A 20,488-nucleotide genomic window follows, 5' to 3' on the forward strand; every position below is an offset into this window, starting at 1 on the left:
GGAGGAATATGCGCGAGCTGGTACTTGTCATCCACATCTTATTAGGCATAATTTGGGCCGGCGGCATCCTGTTTATCGGCTGGGGCGTGTATCCAGTGGCTGCCCGTTTCCCGTTGAACACCCAGCGGATATTCCTGACTCGTTTGATGAGCCACACCCATTATCTGTTTACACTGGCAGGGGCTGCTGTGATCATCACCGGTATACTGCTCGGTACCGTATTCGGCCCCCTCCGCAGCCTGGAGACTATCCTTCATACCAGTTACGGAAAGCATTGGATCGCCGCGCTCTCTATCGGAACATTCGCCTTGTTCTGGGGAGTATTGGTCGGTTACCGGGAAATGATGCTGGTGTTCACGGATGATTATTTATGGAAGGAAGCAGAAGGCGGCGACCGGAAACCGCTCTCCCAAGAGTTGTTTCGACTCGCCGCCTTAGAATCGGTAGAAATCATCGGCTTTCTCGTGCTTATTTATTTGATGGTGCAATTATAGGGAGGGGAACAGGGTGCAGGCCTATAAAAAAGAAACCGGGATCACGCTTTATATATGTAAGTTGTCCTGGGTGCAGCTGATGCGGCCGATGACATGGAGTGGTACTATCAGTCCGATTATGGCCGGGGCTCTGATGGCTGCAAAAGGAGGAGAATTCCGTTGGGAAGTACTGGTTATCCTGTTGGCTGCTGCCCTGCTGGTTCAAAGTGGAGCGAACATGTTCAATGATTATTTTGATTTCAAGCGGGGGCAGGACAAAGAACGCTGGGGCGTGTGGCAGAAATCTATCCCGCGAAAGCATCTATTTCATCATGAAATTCCTTACATGGCGGCCGGGCTGATGGCAAGTGCCGCTTTCCTTGGAGTCTGGCTTGCTGTTATCGCCGGATGGTGGGTGATTGTGGTTGGCCTCATTGGAATCTGCACCGGTATCGGTTACTCTGCCGGCCGTCGTTCCCTTGCATCATTAGGGCTGGGTGAAGTGACTGCTGGTCTTTTCCTCGGATTTGTAACTACGATGCTCAGTTACGGAGTCCAGACACAAATGATTAGCATAGCTAGTGTCTTTGTCGGGCTGGTTTTTTCAATGCTGATCAGTTCCATGGTGTTGACGAATAATATCCGCGATATAAAAAAAGATACGGGGTTCAGGAAGACACTCGCGATGCGGATTGGCCGCAGGAATGCCATCCGGCTGCTCGCTGTACTGTTAATTGGTGCTTACCTGGTAGTGATGGCGCTACGAATTTTTTCCATCGTGGGAAGCGGAGTGCTGCTGGTGTCAATCGCTTTTCCGCTTGTTATCCGTATCCTTCGCTCCTTCCGTATGTCGGGGAGAGAGGAACAGCTGGCGATGAAGCGGGCCGCTATCCATCATTGGGTATTTGGAATGTTGTTTGTATTAGGTTTGCTGATGGACTTGATGTAGAGGCTGGGACTAGCGCTGGGAGGGCGGGTTCTTCCCTTAAGTTGGATTATTCTTTCTTAACGCAGGGAAGTTCTGCCCTAACTCGGCCAGGTTCCGACTTAACGAGCGCACCTTCTGCCCTAACTCAGGAATGTTCTGACTTAACTCCTGGCTAAGGCAAATTTTTCTAAAGCTGTGAGGGACCGGCGGCGAGACGGGTTCTTACTTGTTTTGCTGGTCGATTGACAAAATAGATTCCAGCTAAAATGAGGCTTCCACCTATTAATGTAGAGAAGTGAAGTTGTTCATTTAATAGCAGCCAGCCGAAGATGACGCCGAATAATGGCGCCAGGAATAAAAAGGCGCTCACTTTGCCGGGGTCTTCCCGTTTCAATAAATAGAACCAAATCGCAAATTGGACGATCGAGGCCATGATAGCCAGCCATATCAGAATGAAGATCGATAGGGGAGTCACGACAAATGTAGACTGTTCCATTACGGCGCTGCCTGCTAACAGGATGATCCCGCCAAACAGCATCTGGTAAGCGGTCAAAACCCAGGTATCAAACGCCTGGCCCCACTTTTTCATCAGCAGCGTAGCGATGGCCCAGGATACCGCACTCATCATACCTAACAGGGTGCCAGGCTGCTGAATATCCAGTGAAGCTCCAAGTGTGATAAACACCCCAAGGAAGCCGACAGCGACACCGCCCCATTGCATTAATCGGTATTTCATCCCCATAAAAATAGTTCCAAACAACACGACCAGCAAGGGGTTCGTAAATGTTAAAATGGAAGATTCTCCAGCGGTAATCGTCCGGAGACTTAAGAAAATGGCTCCCATTACGGCGGCTGTTTGAAAAAAGCCGACCACCACCATTTGGACCCACTCTTTGGCACGTTTCGGATGCTGTCTTTTAAGCAGAAAGACGCTCACTGCCATGATGAAACCGGCGATAGTAAAACGCAAGCCGACCAAAAGCAGGGGAGAGACATAATTCAATCCGATTTTTCCGACTGCAAAGGAGGAGCCCATTAGACTTGTGGTAGTCACCAGCAAAATAGTAAACCAGATACGATTCACGTACTCACCTTCATTCCGTTCTTGAATAGTTATAATTTTCTAATTATAACACACCTTGCATAAAAGTAAGGCTGTGTATTTTATCTTTTACGTCTTCGTTTGTTTTTCAAATTCTTACAGGACGTTTACTGACCATAATTGAAAGGATGACTGCAGTGGACGGTCTTTATAAGTGATTTAAAAACCGTAAGCTAGCAGTAATACGTGGTTAACGGTTGTTATAGCCACTGTAATGACCGATACAGGGAATTAGTCATCAGGAGGTGGTCTTTATACAAAAAATGCCTGACCACCAATGCGTTACATTGGGAGTCAGGCACTTGTCTCTTAAACCATTACTTTTTAGGAAGGGGAGCATCCGGGGAGATGAAGCCTTTATCTACTAATGTTTCCCAGAATTCGTTCGGGATGTCCCGCTGGATCATTTCGATGTCTTCCTTGATCCGGTCCGGCCGTGTGGATCCTGGAATGATAGCTCTTACGGCAGGATGAGCAGTGGAAAACTGCAGTGCTGCTGCTTTTAATGGAACATCGTAATGTTGTCCGATTTCTTTCAGTTGATTCACATGGTCAATAATTTTCTGTGGTGCTTTTTCATAATTATAATGTTCACCGCCTAGGAGAACGCCGGAGTTATAAGGACTGCCGACGACAATATCGATATTCTTTTCTTCCGCTTTTTTCATCATTCGCTGCAAGGCCCGTTCATGCTGCAGGAGCGTATATTGCGTGGCGGACAGGCACATATCCGGCTGGGTTTCTTCAAGGTCCATGGCAAGTTCGATCGGTTCGATTGTATTGACGCCAAGACCCCAGGAGCGGATGACTCCTTCTTCACGGAGCTGAGTTAAGACGCGAAATGCGCCGTTTTTAGCTTCAGCAAATTTGTCAATCCACTGATCGCCGTGAAAATCAGGGGAGACATCATGAACAAATACGAAGTCCAACCGGTCCGTTTTTAATCGCTCCAAGCTTTGCTCGATCGACCGCTTCGTGGCATCTTCGGTGTAATCGGTGATGACTTTATTATTACGGGCATCTTCGAACAGTCCTTCTTTTTCCTCTGTTTCATCGGTCACATAGCGGCCCACTTTGGTACTTAGCAGATAGTCGTCACGATCGTAATTGGATAACACTTCTCCAAGTCGCAACTCCGCGAGGCCTGCTCCATAGAATGGAGCGGTATCGAAGTAGCGGACACCTTGATCCCATGCGTTCTGAATCGTTTCTCGGGCTTCTTCTTCCGGTACGTCCCGAAACATATTTCCTAATGGAGCTGTCCCCAGCCCTACCTTATGTTGTAATGCTTGATCGATTGATTTCATGGTTGTTCCTCCTTTTGTTTCCGTGCTATAGGTATATATCCAGCTGAATGGAAAATGAAACAAAAGGCAGGACTGCCATGGGAGCAGTACTTTTAATGTGAACACATTTAATAAATAGATTGATATTCTCTAACCTCATGATTAAAGCGCAAAGTCACAATTGTAAGGGGAGCACGCTGATAAAACCGGACTATATAAGCATATCTTTGTATCCAGTTATTAGAAAATTACGAATAATCAGTTGATATGCTTCCCAAACCTTGCTAAAATGTAAAACACTATATAGGACTTGTTAAAAAACTGTCTATTCTAATCTGACTCTACTGGTTCAAAGTAGAGCAGCCCGTTAGAAAGAAACCAGTTTTATGCCTAGAGATACGTATGTCCAATACGGCTTGGTGGCATAGGACTGGTTTTTTTATAACCGAAATGGAGGTCAGGAGCTTTGGAACATCTTATAGAACTAGATAAAAAACACTTTTTGCATCCATCGACATCGATCCAGCAGCAACAGGAGCAGGGATCGAAATTGTTGGTGGAAAGCGGAGAAGGCATTTACCTGAAAGATAACCATGGAAAAGACTACATCGATGCGATGTCATCGCTGTGGAATGTACATATCGGCCATGGGAGAACGGAACTGGCGGAGGCGGCGGCCGACCAGATGAAAAAGCTGGCATTCAGTTCGGCGTTCTCGACATTCACTCATGAGCCTGGCATCCGTCTGGCGGAAAAGATTGCAAAGCTTTCCCCAGGCAATTTAAATACAGTGTTTTTTACCTCCGGTGGGTCGGAGTCCAATGATACGGCGATCAAACTGATTCGTCATTACTGGAAAATCCAGGGACAGCCGGAGAGAAGAAAAATTGTTGCATTAAAACGCGGCTACCACGGGGTGGCTGCAGCCTCGACCAGTGCGACGGGAATTCCTGAGTTCTGGGAGATGGCGGGACATATGATGACGGACTTTATACATGCCGACACATCCTATCAAAGTACGACCGAAGCGGCTATCCAATCCTTACGGGAAAAATTCGAAGCGGAAGGACCGGAAACGATTGCTGCCTTTATGGCGGAACCCATCCAGGGAGCAGGCGGCGTATTAATTCCACCAAAAGATTATTTTCAGGAAGTCAGGAAGTTGTGCGATGAATACGGAATACCGTTTATTGCAGATGAAGTCATTACTGGCTTTGGAAGGACAGGGACGATGTTCGGTCTTGAAAACTGGGGAGTGGTACCGGACATGATGACCTTCGCAAAAGGGGTGACCAGCGGTTACATGCCATTAGGAGGCGTCGTCATCTCGGAACCGATCCACGAGGTGCTCAAACAGAAATCAAAGGGCACATTATTTCATGGCTTTACTTACAGTGGACATCCAACTGCCGCTGCCGTTGGTTTGAAAAATATCGAATTGATAGAAAGGGAGGGACTGGTAGAAAACGCTAAGAAAATCGGCGCAAAAATGCTGGCAGGCTTTCAACAGATAAAGGAAGAGTTAGAGATTGTAGGAGAAGTAAGAGCCATGGGTTTGCTTGGTGCCATCGAACTGGTGAAAGACCCGGGTACGAACGAAAACTTCTCCAAGGAATTGAATGTGGCTCCAAAAGTGATTGCGGAACTGCACGAACGAGGGGTGGTTTGCCGGGGCGTGACGTATGAAAACAGCGATATCATCTGTTTTGCACCACCATTAATTATTTCGGAAGCACAGCTTGATGACGTTTTGGAAAAAGTAAAGGAATCTATCTTTTCAGTACAACAGCAATTAAAGCGGACGGCTGGTAGAGGAGGGGATATAAAATGAGTGGCGCAGATTTAATTTTTGTAAACGGCAAGGTGCTGACGATGGATGATGCTGCCCCTACAGCAAACGCTGTCGTCGTGAAAAATGGGGAAGTTATCTATGCAGGTGAAAAGGAGACAGCACTCTCCTGGATATACGACGGAACTGAGGTGGTGGATCTGGAAGGAAAAACACTGATGCCCAGTTTCATAGAAAGCCATATTCACCCGTCCATTTTCGGGCTGACGCTCCTGGAAGTAGATTGCAAGCCAGCAGCCACTCCGTCCATTGCAGCTATCAAAGAAAAAATCAAGCAGGAAGTGGACGCCACGCAGGAGGATCAATGGATTCTCGGCTGGGGATGGGATGACAGTAAGATGGCAGAAAAACGCAACCCTACCCGCTGGGACCTGGATGAAGTCGCTCCGAACCATCCGGTTGTATTGAAGCGGACTTGTGCCCATATGGCGGTCGCCAATTCCAAAGCACTGGAATTAAGCGGGATAGCAGAGGAGACGCCGAACCCGCAAGGCGGCAATATGGAGCGGGACGAGCACGGCAGGCTGACGGGATTACTTCAGGAAAAAGCCCAAGGGCTGCTCACAGCACCGAAGTACACACAGGAAGATATGATAAAAGGAATGAAGCGGGCGCAGGAAAAATTTGCATCCTGGGGGATTACCACCGTCCATTGTATGTCGACCCAGACAGCCGACCTCCAGCTCTATCAACACCTGGAAGAGCAGGGTGAACTCACCGTCCGGGTAAGACCGTGGATGTGGGCGATCGACCAGAATGGCTTTGACGGCTCGTTAGAAGAAGTATTGAAAGTTGGCTTAAGAAGCGGGTTTGGGAATGACAAGGTGAAAATCCAGGGATTGAAGTTCATGCTTGATGGCAGCGTCGGCGGTAAGACGGCCGCTGTGTCGGAACCATATGTGGATACAGAAGAAACCGGGATTCTTTATAACACCGTAGAAGAAATCGCTCCATTGATGAAGCGGGGAATCGAGTCCGGGTTACGAATCGCAATCCATGCGATCGGCGATCGTGCTATCGACGTTGCGATCAGGTCATATGAACAAATCAATGAAACAGTGCCGCTTCAGCACATGTGTAATCGCATTGAGCACTGCGTCTTTCCGACAAGTACACAGCTCCGGCAGATGAAGGAATTCGGGCTGGTGGCAGGTTCCTCAATCGGGTTTTTGCACCATATCGGTGATAATTATATGAAAAAGCTAGGGAAGGAGCGAATGAAGACAGCATTTCCCCATCGATCTTTTAAGGAAGCGGGGATTAAGGCTCCTGGGAATTCAGATTTACCTGTCACCGATGGAAACCCATGGCCGGGGATCTACACGTTAGTAACAAGAAAAACCGCAAGCGGACAAGTTATCGGAGCAGAAGAAAAACTAAGTGTCTGGGATGCATTGAAAGCTTATACGACAGACGCTGCTTACAGTTCCTGTGAAGAAGAGATATTGGGAGTGATTAAACCAGGCGCCAAAGCAGACCTGATGGTTCTCTCCCACAACCCGCTGGAAGTGGAAGCAGAACAATTACTAGAGATGGAAGCCGTCAGCACTTATACGGATGGCAAGCTCATTTACAGCACGAACCAAACAAGGAAGGGTGAGTCTATTGTTCAGTAGTCAGCAAGAGACGATATTGATTGCAATTATTGCCGTTTATTTTGTGTTTTTATTTGGATTATCCTTATTTGTGAATCGAAATGTCAAAACGTATGACGATTACAATGTAGCCGGCCGGTCCACGAAACTGATGCCGCTCGTATTGACATTCGTCGGTACGGCGATTGGCGGTTCGATTTTATTAGGTTATATGACAAATGGGTATCTTTTTGGTATGGGACAGCAGTGGCTGGCGATCGGCTTCACGCTGACTTCCATCGTTATTGCCGCGTTTTTATTGAAGCGCATTCGACTGCTTGGTGAAAGGTATAACATGGTCACATTAGGCGACTTTACCGCCTTGCGGTATGGAGAAGGTGCCAGAATCCCGACCGTTATCAGTATTATATGTGCCTATGCAGCCATCACCGGGATGCAGTTTGTCGCTATTGCTACGATTCTGCAGCTGACCACCGGTCTCAGCATGACTGCTGGTATCATCATCAGCTGGGTACTGTTAACATTGAAGACTTACTTCGGCGGGCTCAAATCGGTCATGCTTCAGGATGCGATCCATGGCACGATTCAGACAGTCGGGATATTTTTCCTCCTGATTGTCATCATGTTCATGATCGGGGACTGGGGAAGCCTTGCCGATGAAGCGCGAAATGCGGAAGGCGGAAACATGCTGAGTATCTTCAACATCAGTGCCTCCGAATTTTTCGTTTACATGCTGACAATAGGAGCTTACCAGTTTGTCAGACAGGACCTGTGGCAGCGGTTCTGGGCAGCGAAAGACGAAAAGACAGCCAAGACTGGATTCTGGGCTGCGATCGTACTCGGTTTCCTGACTGCGGCCATTACCATTGTTATTGGTTTTCTTGGGAAGTTCGGTCTTAACATGACCGACATCGATCCTTCGCTGATCTATTATGAAATCATCGGCCAAGTACTGCCATTTCCACTCGTGATCGTGATGCTGATTGCACTGCTAGCTACCGTCATTTCCTGTGCGGACTCGTTTTTCCTTGCAGCATCCTCATCAATCGTCAATGATATTGTCAAACCACGACTGAAAAACGTCCATCAGAAACAGATGCTGACGTTAAGCCGAATGTCCGTCGTCGTTGTATCGATCATCTCGCTGTTACTGGCACTTTATATCCCGCAGCTCGTTACACTGTGGATCACCGGTACCGCCATGCTCGTCTCCGGACTGCTTGCTCCTGTCCTGTTTGGGCTGTTCTGGCGCCGTGTCACGAAAGCTGCCGGACTTTCTGCGATGTGGGCGGGGCTTGTCGTAGCTCTCATCTGGCAGATCGCCGGGCATCCATTTGGTCTCCACCCCGTTTTCCTCGGGCTGCCGGTTTCTGTTGTGACACTGGTGGCAGTGACGTTGCTTTCTGATCAGGAAAAAGAGCATGCCATGTATGAGGAATTGAAGAAATCAGGCTGATGCTTTCAGATAAAATGCCGCAGGTCGCTGGATGGAACATAGCGACTGCGGCATTTTAATGACTAGAGATGGGAGTCAGGAGAAAAGAGAGGCTAACCGTTCTACAGATTCCTGCACTTTGTCTTCCTTCATATTAGCAAAACCGATGATGAGCTTTTTCTTATCAGTTTCGGGCATATTGATATCCTGTAGATAGAAACGGCGAATCGTATATAATTCTATTTTTCTTTCTTTTGCCAGCTCTTCAATGTCTTTATAGGAGAGAGCGGTGTCCAGTTCAACTAGAAAATGGAGACCTGCAGGGATGTCTTGTATCGTTATCTTATCTTCAAAAACCCGCTGCAACTCTCGAATGAGCTTCGCTCGTTTCGCTTTGTAGCGCGCATTCATTCGTTTGATGTGCCTGCTGTATTCTCCTTTGTCGATAAAATATTTCAGCGTCCACAGGTTGAGACCGGATGGGCCATCAATCCAATGACTGAATGCATTGCGGTAGCGTTTTAACAAATCAGGAGGAAGAACCATATAGCTGATGCGCAGGCTCGGCAGCAGTGTTTTGGAAAATGTTCCTGTATAAATGACCTGTCGGTTTCGGTCTAAACTCTGAAGCGAAGGGATGTGGTCCGTCTCGTACTTGAATTCACTATCATAATCATCTTCAACGATGTAGCGGTCCGGCGACTCAGCAGCCCAATTTAAAAGTTTTATTCTCCGATTAATGGGCATAATCGTGCCTGTCGGAAACTGGTGGGACGGGGTAACAAAAACCCACTTAGGATCCCTTTCCCTGATAGCCTCAACAGAAATTCCCTGGTCATCGAGGTCGATTGGCTCTACTGTAAAATCCATATCTTTTAGTAGCTGATAGAAACGCTGGTAGCCTGGATTTTCAACTGCGATGGTAGTCGAACGCGGCTGCAGGGACATTAGTTTGTGAATCAGAGGCTGGGTTCCTGAGCCTATGATAATCTGTTCCGGTCTGCATCGGACACCGCGGCTCAGGGCGATCATGGTAGCAATCGATTCTCGGAGTTCATAAGGACCTTGGGGATGGGGCAGCAGGGAAAGCTGTTTTTTGTGATGATTGATTACATGCTGTTGGTACCTTCTCCATTTCTTGAATGGAAAATGCTCCGCATCGGTTGCAATATGTGAAAAAGTAACCTCCGGCCGGAAACTTTCTTGCTTGCCGTTTTCTTTCAGCTCATCGGGGAATGGATCGTTCTCCCAGTCCTTTTTAATATAGCGAGTAATATCTTCCACCATATAACCTTTTCGTTCCACACTGTATATATAACCTTCTGCAAGTAATTGTTCATAGGCGTGAGCAACAGAATTAACACTGACACCGAGATCCTGAGCTAGTTTCCGTTTTGAGGGAAGCTTTCGTTCGGTTAGGGCTTCCTCGAGAATCAGGTCCTTCAGGTGTGTATAAATCTGTTTGTAGATAGCGGGGTATGCATCCCCCTTTTTAATCTGGAAAAACAAGCGTCTCCCCTCCTTCTTTGTTTCTGGTACCATTAAATTTAAAAAACTGGTCCTTTTAATTATACCAGATAATTGTCATAATAATCTACAAATTACAGGGAGGGTTACACATGACGGATCAAACGCTAACAAGAGATGATTTACAAAAGAAAAGAAAGAAATATATACCTAAAGGATTAGGAAACGGAAATACCAATATAGCTGACTATGCCAAGGGTGCAACAGTGATTGATAACGAAGGTGGCAAATGGATTGATTTTGCAGGAGCGATTGGGACGCTGAATGTCGGGCACACACATCCCAAAGTAACGGAAGCTGTGAAAAAACAGGCCGACCGCTATCTTCATCCCGGATTCAACGTCATTATGTATGACAGCTACATCAACCTGGCTGAAAAGCTATGTACCATTACACCTGGTTCTTTCGATAAGATGGCAATTCTGTTCAACTCGGGAGCAGAAGCCGTTGAGAATGCAGTGAAAATCGCTAGAAAATATACCAATCGTCAGGCAGTTGTTTCATTTGAAAGGGCTTTCCACGGACGTACGAACCTGACAATGGGAATGACCAGTAAGGTGAAGCCATATAAATTCAACTTCGGACCATACTCCCCGGAAGTGTATCAGGCTCCATTCCCGTATATGTCAAATAAACCAGAGCAAATGACCGATGAGGAGTATATCGATTTCAGTATCAATCGCTTCAAAGAATTCTTCGTAACATCGGTTGCCCCGGAAACGGCAGCTTGTGTAGTTATGGAGCCGGTACAAGGAGAGGGAGGCTTTATCATACCTCCGAAACGCTTTGTGCAGGAAGTGCAGCAATTCTGCAGCGAGCACGGCATTGTGTTTGTCGCTGACGAAATTCAGACAGGCTTTTCCCGTACGGGTAAACTGTTTGCGAGTGAACATTTTGATATCGAACCAGACCTTATGACGCTATCGAAATCACTTGCTGCCGGTCTTCCGCTTAGTGCCGTCGTCGGTAAGGCGGAGATTATGGATGCTTCATCTCCGGGAGAGCTTGGCGGAACCTACGCCGGAAACCCGCTTGCCTGTGAAGCAGCACTAGCGGTTATTGATATCATTGAGGAAGAAAACCTGAATGATAAAGCGGAGCAGATCGGTGCTGTACTGGAAGAGAAACTGGTGGAATTGAAAGACCGTCATCGTTTCCTCGGTGATATTCGCCGGCTGGGTGCGATGGTCGCTGTAGAAATCAATGATGCAGAAGGAAATCCTGATAAAACAAGAACCGCGGCAATTACATCCTATGCGAATAATAACGGGTTACTGTTACTCTCCGCTGGTGTAAAAGGTAACGTCGTCCGTTTTCTTTCCCCGCTGGTTATCACGGATGAAGAGCTGAAAGAAGGAATAGAGATTCTGGATAGAGCATTTGACGCAGCTGCAGACTGATAAAGAAAGGAAGAGGACTTATGAGTAATACAATTAAAGTAAACAACCCCGCTACCGGGGAAGTAGTTAGAGAAGTGGCAGTCACACCTGCTGCCGATATAAAAAAAGCGATAAAAGCAGGAGACGATGCCTTTAAGTCATGGTCCAGGATAAATGCCCATCAAAGGTCCGCGCTTCTAAAAGAGTGGTCATCCAAAATCAAAGAAGAGACAGAAAGTTTAGCAGAAGTGATGACATTGGAAAGCGGGAAGCCATTGAAAGAATCGCGCGGAGAAGTCGCCTATGCGGCGAGCTACATTGACTGGTATGCAGAGGAAGCAAAACGCCTTTATGGGCGGACCGTTCCCGCTCATACAGAGACGAAACGGATCATCGTCACGAAAGAACCGGTCGGACTCGTTGCGGCGATCACGCCTTGGAACTTCCCGGCAGCAATGATGACGAGAAAAGCCGCTCCAGCTTTGGCCGCCGGCTGCACGTTCATTGTAAAACCTGCCGAAGAGACGCCGCTTACTACGATGAGACTCGTTGAATTGGCACATGAGGCAGGCATTCCCGAAGATGCTGTTCAGTATGTAAATGGATACGGGAAAGATGTCGGACCGATTTTCACGGACAGCAAATTGGTTCGCAAAATTACTTTCACAGGTTCTACACCAGTCGGTAAATTGCTGATGAAAAACAGTGCCGCTACGATGAAGCATGTATCCATGGAGCTCGGAGGGCATGCGCCGCTCATCGTCGCAAAAGATGCCGATATTGATTTCGCTGTCGAGCAGGCACTTGCGTCAAAATTCCGAAATGCAGGGCAGACATGCATCTGTGCGAACCGTGTCCTGGTTCATGAAGATATTGCCAACGAATTTTCCGAGCAGCTGACCTCTCGTGTCAAACAGCTGAAGGTCGGAAACGGACTCGAGGAAAATACAGATGTTGGACCGGTGATCAATGGGGAAGGATATGAAAAGATTAATCGACAAATTGAAGATGCTGTGGCTAAAGGTGCCAAGGTGCTTTATGGGCATCAATATGACAAAGATGATGAAAAAGGGTACTATTTTGTACATCCGACCGTCCTCGAAAATGTCGGGGCAGAAATGGACATCATGCAGGAAGAGACATTCGGCCCGGTCATTCCATTGACAACGTTCCGTGAAAATGAAGAAGCGGTGGAAATTGCCAACAGCACGCCATTCGGTCTGGCTGCCTACTTTTTCACCAATGATTACCGAACCGGTATCTATTTTCAGGAACATCTGAAGTTTGGAATACTCGGCTGGAATGATGGAGCGCCTTCTGCAGCTCATGCGCCGTTCGGTGGAATGAAAGAGAGCGGCATCGGTCGCGAAGGTGGTCCTGAAGGAATTGAGCCATACGTAGAAACAAAATACCTGTCCATCGGGGGCATTCAATAGGCTTTATTGTTAAATGGAGGTGGAATGATGAATGTCGAAGTACTGATATTATTTTTAAACGCGACGCTTGTGACCGTCGTTTCTTCGATTGTAGTGATAGCAATTCTGCGGAAGCAGTACCTCCCTGTCATCAGGGAGTTGGAAAAGAAAGAGGAACAGGAAGTTAACGCAGATGATGAAAATAAACACATCAAGAGTAATATTTAGGGGGGATGACATATGGCGTTAACTATATTTGCGCTCGTTTTATTACTTTACGTTCTTGCCGGGGCTTTCATAGCCCGTTATGTTAAAAATAGTGACGATTTCTATACAATGGGAGGAAGGGGATCGACATTACTGATTGTTGGTACCCTTGCAGCCACTTATCTTAGTGCCGCGACTTTATTAGGAATTGCCGGTGTGTCCTATGCAGAGGGGCCTCTGGTTATCGCGACACTTGGTTCATTTGGTGCCTGGATCGGAACACTGCTTGCAGTTGTGTATGTTGGAAGAAAAATGAAAGCGTTAAATTGTAAGACGATGCCGGACTTCTTTGATAAACGATTCAATAACAAATGGGTCAGCATTATTGCTATTGTTATAATGATTGTCGGATTAGTTGGATATGGGGTTATCCAGTTCATTGGAGCAGGACTGGTGCTCAGTGAAATTACAGGAATAAACTTTAAACTGCTTATCGTACTATTTACGGTCGCTTTAATTGCTTTCACTGCTTTTGGTGGAATGTACGGTGTTGTGGTGACCGATACGCTAATGTTTTTCACGATGCTGGCTATCTCTGTTGTCATCGCACCAATGATTATTGGACAGGCAGGTTTTGAACAAATGAAAGGTCTTTCCGAGACACTGCCTAATTTCTGGACGATCGGCGGTACGGAAGATCGCTCGATCGGATGGTCGATTTCCCAGTTCCTAGTATGGATTCTTTTCTTTACTTGTATGCCTGCCCTTGTGTCCCGTGTGTTTCCTGCCAAAAACGACTTCGTTATATTGAAAACTGCCATTATCGGTGTATTTTTTGCACCATTCATGCAGCTGACGGTTTTCATTGCTGCAGGTGGCATGCAAGTGCTGAAACCAAACATTACTCCAGCGGATAATGCTATGATTGTTGGGTTTATGGAATTCACCACCCCTGCGATTGCCGGAGTAGGCCTCGCTGCTTTAATGGCTTCTATCATGTCCACGGCTTCAACCCTTTTCGTTCTCGTAGGTTTCGCATTATCCCGAGACTTGTATGAAAGATTATTTGAAAAAGAGCTTAATGAAAAACAGAGCCTGACTGCTGCCAGAATCGGGCAGGTAATCGTAGCGGTTGTCATCTGCGCCATCGCCATCGCGCAGCCGTCTGCTATCTACTGGATTTCCATTTATGCAGGCTCCATCTTTGCTGTCGGCTGGCTGCCAACGATAGTAGCATCGTTCGAATGGAAGAAAATGAATAGCAAAGCAGCTTCCATCAGCATGGTTGCCGGGGTGGCTTCGTTCATCCTATTCGGTGAGCTTATTAAGGCGGGAGTCATGACACTACCGACTGGCGTCGATGAACTGATGCTCGCCCTTCTGGTCTCGGTCGCTACTCTGATTATTGCAGCTCTAGTAACAAAACCAACCACATACGAGCTGAATTACTTCACAGAGATGAAGAGTACCGGAATGGCGAAAATAACCATCCAGGAATTCATGAAACAGCCGGACGGTCTTCAAAAGATTAAAAAACAGTATAAACAGATCATTACGGTTTCTGTATTGTTCACATTTATATCCGTGGTAGTCTGGGGTTATTTCTTCATTAAACTCGGCTTGTAGAAAAGAAGGAGGGAGTAGGGGAGATGAAAACGTTCAATCATATCAACGAAGAAAGGCTATTTCTTAATTTATCGAAAAGCTCGGAAATCGGTGCTATTCCCGGGAAGGGGCTAAGGCGTTTGGCTCTTTCCGATGAGGATAAAGAAATGAGAGATCTACTCAAAGCCTGGTGTGAACAGGCTGGCCTGACCGTGCGTGTTGACGACTTTGGAAACATGTATGCCAGAAGGAAAGGAAAGAAAGATCTTCCTCCAGTAGTACTTGGTTCTCACCTGGACACGCAGCCGGCAGGAGGCAGGTTCGATGGTGTGCTCGGTGTGCTGCTGGCGCTTGAAGTAGTCAACACATTGAATGATCATAACATCGAAACAGACAGGCCCGTGGAAATTATCAATTTCACGAACGAAGAAGGAGCGAGGTTCGAACCCCCGATGCTTGGGTCTGGTGGTATAGCCGGTGTATTTGATAAGGACTATGTCTATAGCAGAAAAGATCGTGACGGACACAGCTTTCAGAAGGAACTGCAAAGAATCGGGTACAAAGGCGAAAAAGAAAACAGGCTCGGAGACTTTCATTCTTTTGTGGAACTCCATATCGAACAGGGCCCGGTTCTTGAGGATGAGAACAAGCAGATCGGAATTGTGGAAGGTGTTCAGGGCATCAGCTGGATGGAAGTGACGGTTACAGGGGAAGCGGACCACGCCGGTCCTACCCCAATGCATTTACGAAAAGATGCGCTGATGGCTGCCGCGGAAATCATGCACCATCTGGAAAAGGTCGCGGATACAGAGGTGACGGTAACCATCGGCAAAATTTCGGCGTCACCTGACACCGTCAATTGCGTTCCTGGTGAGGTTTATTTCACCGTGGATATCCGCAGCACCGATGATTCTCTGAGGGAGGAAGCGGTAGCAGAAGCAAAGACTCTTATTCGGGAAGTATGCCAGAAAAGACAAGTGGACGTCGAGACGACGGAACTATGGGAAACAGAAAAAATCGATTTTGACAAAGGAATTCTCGATGCCATTGAAGAAAGTGTTGAAGACTTAGGCTATTCCTCAAGAAAAATCGTCAGCGGAGCCGGGCATGATGCCAAGTATATTAACAATATTGGTCCGACTGCGATGATTTTTCTCCCAAGTGTCAACGGTAAGAGTCACGTACCATCGGAACTGACGCTGGATGAAGATATCATAAGCGGTGCCAACGTGCTCTATCAAACCACGCTGGCATTGGCTGAAGAATAGACCAGAATATCGGAATAAGGTGGGCATTTGTGATGGGAACAAACAAAGATCTGGTAAGAAAGAAAATAGATGAATTATGGGAAGAAGAAAAGCTGTTTTTGAAAACGCTCGGAAGTTTTCCAAGTACGTTAGGAAATGAAAAAGAAGTACAGGAATTTATCTATCATTACTTGCACGATATGGGGCTGGAGACGGAGTCGGTGGCAGTCGATCCAGAGCGGTTGAAAGATTATGAAAACTTCGGGGAACCCGACTGGTCTTACGAAGACCGCCCGGTAGTCGTAGGAGAATGGAAAAGCACCGGTCCGAAAAAAGGGAAAAGCCTGATCCTGCAGAGCCATATGGACGTAGTAAGTGCCGGCCCTGAAGACCAGTGGGATACGAATCCATATGCACCTGTCATCAAAGATGGCAAGATGTATGGCAGAGGCCTGCTTGATATGAAGGGCGGCTTCGCAGCCATCGTCTTCGCCGTCAAAGCCTTGCGTAACCTCGGCGTGGAGCTGGGTGCAGACTTGCAGATCCAAAGTGTCATTGAAGAGGAGTGTACCGGTAATGGGGCGCTAGCTTTGTTGGACCGCGGTTATACCGCCGATGGTGCCATGATTCCGGAACCGACCAATTTGCGTCTCCTTCATTCCCAAGTGGGTGTCATGTGGCTCCAGGTTAAAGTAAAGGGGGCGGGCGCTCACGTCGAACGGGCAGAGAGTGCGCAAAATGCGATTATGAAGGCACATAAACTGATGGATGCGTTGATGGATTATCGGGAGCATATCAACAGCCAGCCGAAACACCCTGATTTTGATCATCACCCGCATCCGCTCAATGTCAATGTCGGTAAAGTAGAAGGCGGAGACTGGGCTTCCAGTGTGCCGACAGAATGTACTTTTGACGCGAGAGTCGGCTTTTACCCAGGAACCGATCCAAAAACTGTTCAAAAAGAAGTCAAACAGTGGTTACTGGATGCAGCAAAGGAAGATGACTGGCTGAAAGAAGCGGCACCGGAAGTTACATTTTTCGGTTTCTCTGCGCCGGGCTACACGATTTCCAATGAAGAAGCCATCATGCAAGAGATGAGCAACTCCCATAATGCTGTCACCGGCACCCAGGCGGAGAACCTGGCTTTCACGGCAACGACGGACCTAAGAGCATACGGAGAGTTTAACATCCCGGCTACCTGTTATGGGCCGAGTGGTGCTAATATGCACGCGCCAAACGAATACATTGAGCTGGAAAGTTTAAAGACGGTGACGAATGTAATCGCTGATTTCATTCTGCGGTGGTGTGAAGAAAAGTAACCCCATTTGAGTGGGACTTAGAGGAGGACTTACATGAAGCCTTTTAACGTGGCCATTCCAACACCTTTTTTGGACGATGAACAGTTGAATGTGGAAGGGTTCCGCTCAATTATTACTTATTTGAAAGAGAATGGGGTGGACTCTGTAGTCATATCTGGTACAACCGGTGAGCAGCACTCGATGAGCCTTGAAGAAAGAATGCAAATTATCGATTATTTTAATGAGCAGGATTTTACAGGTGTGGAGCTTATTTTTGGAGTGGCTGCCACGCGGTTGAAAGACGCACAAAGACTCGTCAGAAAATTAGAGGACTCGGTTTTTGATGGATTGCTGCTCGGATTTCCTCCTTATATTAGACCTACGCAACACCAGGCTGTTCACTATGCGGGAGAATTGCTTCGACTAAGTACAAAGGAAGCGATCCTTTATAATAACCCTGCGAGAACCGGTTTTGACTTAAGCACGGATTCCTTTCGGGAACTTCTTAGAAGGCACTCGAATATTACTGGGTTGAAAGATGGTGGAGATAAGAGGCGGCATGCTGATATAGAATTTCCTGATAATTTTATTTTGTATGCAGCAGGAGACATGCAGGCTGACCAGCAGGTAAAGGAAGGATGCAATGGGCTTTCCAGTATGGTCGGAAATATTTATCCGCGGGAAATGAAAAGCATGCTGCATGACCTGTGTAATAAAGGGACCAGGTATGAAGAATACAAGAGGCTGATTGATGAAGCCACAGAGCAGCCGCTGATTGAAACTATAAAAAATCACTATAATTCACTTGGAATAGGTGCAGGCATCTGCCGTTCACCATTATAATTTTATTCCTGAAAAGTGCCTGACACCCAATTCTTTCCTGGGGGTCAGGCACTTTTTAAATTAGTAGAGATGGCGATTTTGAGTTGTCTCATATAAGCAGTATTTGTCTAGGAAAAGCGCGGGAATGTCTAATTTATTTTTGAATTTGTCTATTTAAACTTCGAAATTGTCTATTATGTTGTGGAATGTGTCTCAGTTAGTATCCGTATTTTCTAATATATCAATGTATTGTCTCATAAAAAGCTCTGTTTTTTACATTTTGAAATATGGGCGGGTGAATCATTTTTGGGGTGGAGGCACCCGAAGCGGGCTGAAGCTGAATAGGATGAGGATGTATATCAAGGAGGCGAATGACATGTATTATTATTATCCTTATCAGCCAATGACTTACCCGGGACACCGACAGCAAAATGGCGGCCAGGGTCCCATGGTGTGCTTCCCTCAAGATAGTGCGCCACAAATAGAAGGTGGAATAGAAGGTACATTTACACCATCCGATGGGGAAGAGCTTTCTGTTGTCTGTTATCCTGTGCCAGTCCAGGGAGCACCAGGCGGACCAGGCCAGGGCAACGGTCAAGGAAACGGCAACGGAAATGGCAATGGGAACGGAAACGGGGGTCAGGAAGAAATTCCTTACGGTGAGATACTGGAACAACTCCCAATGCCTGACCAGGGCAATGGCAACGGAAATGGTCAAGGCGGCATGATGCCCCAGCTACCATTTCCGGGTCAGGGTGGAAATGGCCAAGGCGGAATGCCAGGATTTCCAGCTCCCGGGCAGGGGAACGGTCAGGGAATGCCAGGCGGCGGTATGATGCCTGGACCTGGTCAAGGTGGCATGCCTGGCGGTGGCACGATGCCAGGCCAGCAAAGTAATCGGTTTGGACGAAGGTCCGGAATGAGCGACTCTTATTATTACCCTAATAGCTCCTATTACTGGTAGAATTTTCCCCTTAAAGTAGTGGTATTTTCATTGCTATAGAACTATCAATTTCCCCTGATCCCCAATAGGTTACCGTGGGGGTCAGGAGTTTTTATTTATTGAACTATCCAATCCCCCATGCGAAAATTAAGGTAGCAATGTTCTAGAGGAGGGGATGTTAGTATGAAACGAGCAGGTATTATAGGTGGGTTAGGTCCGGAGTCGACCGTGGATTATTACAAGCTTTTCATTGATAAGTACCAGCAGCGTGTCAACAGCAGGCAGAAGCTCCCGGAGCTCTACATTAACAGCATCAACATGTATAATATTTTTCAATTTATTTCAGAAAATGAAATCGATAAGCTGATCGATTATGTAGGGAAAGCCGCACAGCAGCTGGAGTCGATTGGGGCTGATTTTATTGTCATTGCTGCCAACACCCCGCATATCGTCTTTGATGAAGTCCGTAAGCAGGTTGATGTTCCGATGATCAGTATTGTTGAGGCTACGTACGAGCGGACAAAGGAAATGGGCATCGAAAACGCAGGCCTGCTAGGGACAAAGTTTACGATGGAGCATGATTTTTTCAAGGAGCAATTCTGGAAGCATCAGGAGAAAATTACGGTCCCATCTGAAGAGCAGCAGGCGTATTTGCATGAAAAAATTGTAGACGAATTAGAAAACGGCATTGTGAAAGAGGATACGAAGAAAGATTTTATCCAGGTGGTAAATCAGATGGTGGAGGAGTCTGGTATTGATGGTCTGATTCTTGGATGCACAGAACTACCGATGATTTTAAAGGAAGGCGATGTATCTATTCCGCTTATCAATACGATGGAAATTCATGTTGATAAAATGGTAGAGCAGGTTTTCCGTGAGGAATAATTTGAGCCTGGCCCCAAGCTAATCCATAGGGGTCAGGCCGTATCATTATTTTTTTAAAAAAGCAAATATGAAACACTGTCTTATGTATTCGGCTATACGGGTAATAACGATATCTCGGACAGGCACCTTCAAAAAAAGGATGGTCAATTTACGAGAGCTAAGTCTTTCCCTACGTTAAAACCACTGGGACCGGTAATTGAAACAGAATTGGACCCTAATCAGGTAGATATTAAGCTGTCCATTAACGGGGAAGTGAGACAGCACTCTAACACGAATGATCTTATTCATAAAATTGAGGCCTTGATTGTCAAGGTGACAGAGGTGATGACCTTGAACCCTGGGGATGTGATTATCACCGGAACCCCTTCGGGAGTGGGGCCGCTTAATCCTGGTGATGATATCGAAATCGAAATAGAGGGAATCGGGAAGCTGAAAAACCAAGTGATCGAATAGTCTATAACTTCAGCTGTATATTCTAAATTTGAAGGAATC

The 20,488-nt window shown here is 46.8% G+C and carries 18 protein-coding genes; 15 read left to right on the forward strand and 3 right to left on the reverse strand.

The genetic code is table 11. The features are described from left to right. Nucleotides 1-8: 8 nt before the first annotated feature. Both B9Y67_RS12665 and menA read left to right on the forward strand, forming a co-directional pair. Complete coding sequence (locus B9Y67_RS12665) at nt 9-494, forward strand: hypothetical protein (protein WP_176223995.1); 486 nt, start codon at nt 9-11, stop codon at nt 492-494. A gap of 13 nt (nt 495-507) precedes the next feature. Next, nucleotides 508-1,422: a 1,4-dihydroxy-2-naphthoate octaprenyltransferase gene (menA, locus tag B9Y67_RS12670; protein ID WP_085507067.1), complete on the forward strand. Its 915-nt coding sequence runs from the start codon at nt 508-510 to the stop codon at nt 1,420-1,422. A 166-nt stretch (nt 1,423-1,588) separates the two neighbouring features. On the opposite strand, the gene B9Y67_RS12675 is transcribed toward menA, so the two are convergent. After that, entirely contained in the window at nt 1,589-2,485 is an 897-nt protein-coding gene (locus tag B9Y67_RS12675) for a DMT family transporter (protein ID WP_085507068.1), read from the reverse strand. Nucleotides 2,486-2,820: 335 nt separating this feature from the next. Beyond that, complete coding sequence (locus B9Y67_RS12680; protein WP_085507069.1) at nt 2,821-3,810, reverse strand: aldo/keto reductase; 990 nt, start codon at nt 3,808-3,810, stop codon at nt 2,821-2,823. Between the two features lie 445 nt (nt 3,811-4,255). Between B9Y67_RS12680 and B9Y67_RS12685 the strand changes: the two genes are divergently transcribed. Genes B9Y67_RS12685 through B9Y67_RS12695 form a run of 3 tightly spaced genes read left to right on the forward strand, consistent with a single transcriptional unit; the run spans nt 4,256 to nt 8,689 of the window. Further along, entirely contained in the window at nt 4,256-5,620 is a 1,365-nt protein-coding gene (locus B9Y67_RS12685; protein ID WP_085507070.1) for an aminotransferase family protein, read from the forward strand. Then, a complete protein-coding gene (locus tag B9Y67_RS12690; RefSeq protein WP_085507071.1) occupies nt 5,617-7,254 on the forward strand; it encodes an amidohydrolase in 1,638 nt (545 codons plus the stop codon). Before B9Y67_RS12685 ends, B9Y67_RS12690 begins: the two co-directional genes overlap by 4 nt. Then, the gene (locus B9Y67_RS12695) at nt 7,196-8,689 is read left to right on the forward strand and encodes a sodium:solute symporter family protein (RefSeq protein ID WP_254901798.1); all 1,494 of its coding nucleotides are present in this window, start codon (nt 7,196-7,198) and stop codon (nt 8,687-8,689) included. The genes B9Y67_RS12690 and B9Y67_RS12695 overlap by 59 nt, the downstream gene beginning before the upstream one ends. Nucleotides 8,690-8,764: 75 nt before the next feature. Here B9Y67_RS12695 and gabR read toward each other — a convergent pair whose 3' ends face one another. Further along, entirely contained in the window at nt 8,765-10,177 is a 1,413-nt protein-coding gene (gabR, locus tag B9Y67_RS12700; RefSeq protein WP_139823797.1) for a MocR-like transcriptional regulator GabR, read from the reverse strand. A gap of 110 nt (nt 10,178-10,287) precedes the next feature. Here gabR and gabT point away from each other — a divergent pair, with 110 nt between their 5' ends. The 10 genes from gabT (at nt 10,288) to B9Y67_RS12750 (ending at nt 20,449) form a co-directional block, all read left to right on the forward strand. Then, nucleotides 10,288-11,595, forward strand: a complete 1,308-nt coding sequence (gene gabT / locus B9Y67_RS12705) for a 4-aminobutyrate--2-oxoglutarate transaminase (RefSeq protein WP_085507074.1) — start codon at nt 10,288-10,290, stop codon at nt 11,593-11,595. 20 nt (nt 11,596-11,615) lie between these two features. Next, complete coding sequence (locus B9Y67_RS12710; RefSeq protein ID WP_085507075.1) at nt 11,616-13,010, forward strand: NAD-dependent succinate-semialdehyde dehydrogenase; 1,395 nt, start codon at nt 11,616-11,618, stop codon at nt 13,008-13,010. Between the two features lie 27 nt (nt 13,011-13,037). Next, nucleotides 13,038-13,217 carry a hypothetical protein gene (locus tag B9Y67_RS12715; RefSeq protein WP_085507076.1) on the forward strand — a complete coding sequence of 60 codons (180 nt, stop codon included), beginning with the start codon at nt 13,038-13,040 and terminating at the stop codon, nt 13,215-13,217. Nucleotides 13,218-13,229: 12 nt separating this feature from the next. Beyond that, on the forward strand, nt 13,230-14,822 hold the full coding sequence (locus tag B9Y67_RS12720) for a sodium:solute symporter family protein (RefSeq protein ID WP_085507077.1): 1,593 nt from the start codon (nt 13,230-13,232) through the stop codon (nt 14,820-14,822). A gap of 23 nt (nt 14,823-14,845) precedes the next feature. Then, complete coding sequence (locus B9Y67_RS12725) at nt 14,846-16,069, forward strand: Zn-dependent hydrolase (protein WP_085507078.1); 1,224 nt, start codon at nt 14,846-14,848, stop codon at nt 16,067-16,069. A 32-nt stretch (nt 16,070-16,101) separates the two neighbouring features. Continuing rightward, nucleotides 16,102-17,367 carry an ArgE/DapE family deacylase gene (locus tag B9Y67_RS12730; protein WP_085507079.1) on the forward strand — a complete coding sequence of 422 codons (1,266 nt, stop codon included), beginning with the start codon at nt 16,102-16,104 and terminating at the stop codon, nt 17,365-17,367. Between the two features lie 33 nt (nt 17,368-17,400). After that, nucleotides 17,401-18,189, forward strand: coding sequence for a dihydrodipicolinate synthase family protein (locus tag B9Y67_RS12735; RefSeq protein WP_085507080.1), 789 nt, complete (start codon nt 17,401-17,403; stop codon nt 18,187-18,189). A gap of 355 nt (nt 18,190-18,544) precedes the next feature. Beyond that, the gene (locus B9Y67_RS12740; RefSeq protein WP_085507081.1) at nt 18,545-19,132 is read left to right on the forward strand and encodes a hypothetical protein; all 588 of its coding nucleotides are present in this window, start codon (nt 18,545-18,547) and stop codon (nt 19,130-19,132) included. A 162-nt stretch (nt 19,133-19,294) separates the two neighbouring features. Continuing rightward, nucleotides 19,295-19,996, forward strand: a complete 702-nt coding sequence (locus B9Y67_RS12745) for an aspartate/glutamate racemase family protein (protein ID WP_085507082.1) — start codon at nt 19,295-19,297, stop codon at nt 19,994-19,996. Nucleotides 19,997-20,071: 75 nt separating this feature from the next. Further along, nucleotides 20,072-20,449: a fumarylacetoacetate hydrolase family protein gene (locus B9Y67_RS12750; RefSeq protein WP_085507083.1), complete on the forward strand. Its 378-nt coding sequence runs from the start codon at nt 20,072-20,074 to the stop codon at nt 20,447-20,449. Nucleotides 20,450-20,488 lie beyond the last annotated feature (39 nt).

This window comes from Thalassobacillus devorans (assembly GCF_900176565.1).
In the GTDB taxonomy this organism is placed as follows: domain Bacteria; phylum Bacillota; class Bacilli; order Bacillales; family Halobacillaceae; genus Thalassobacillus; species Thalassobacillus devorans_A.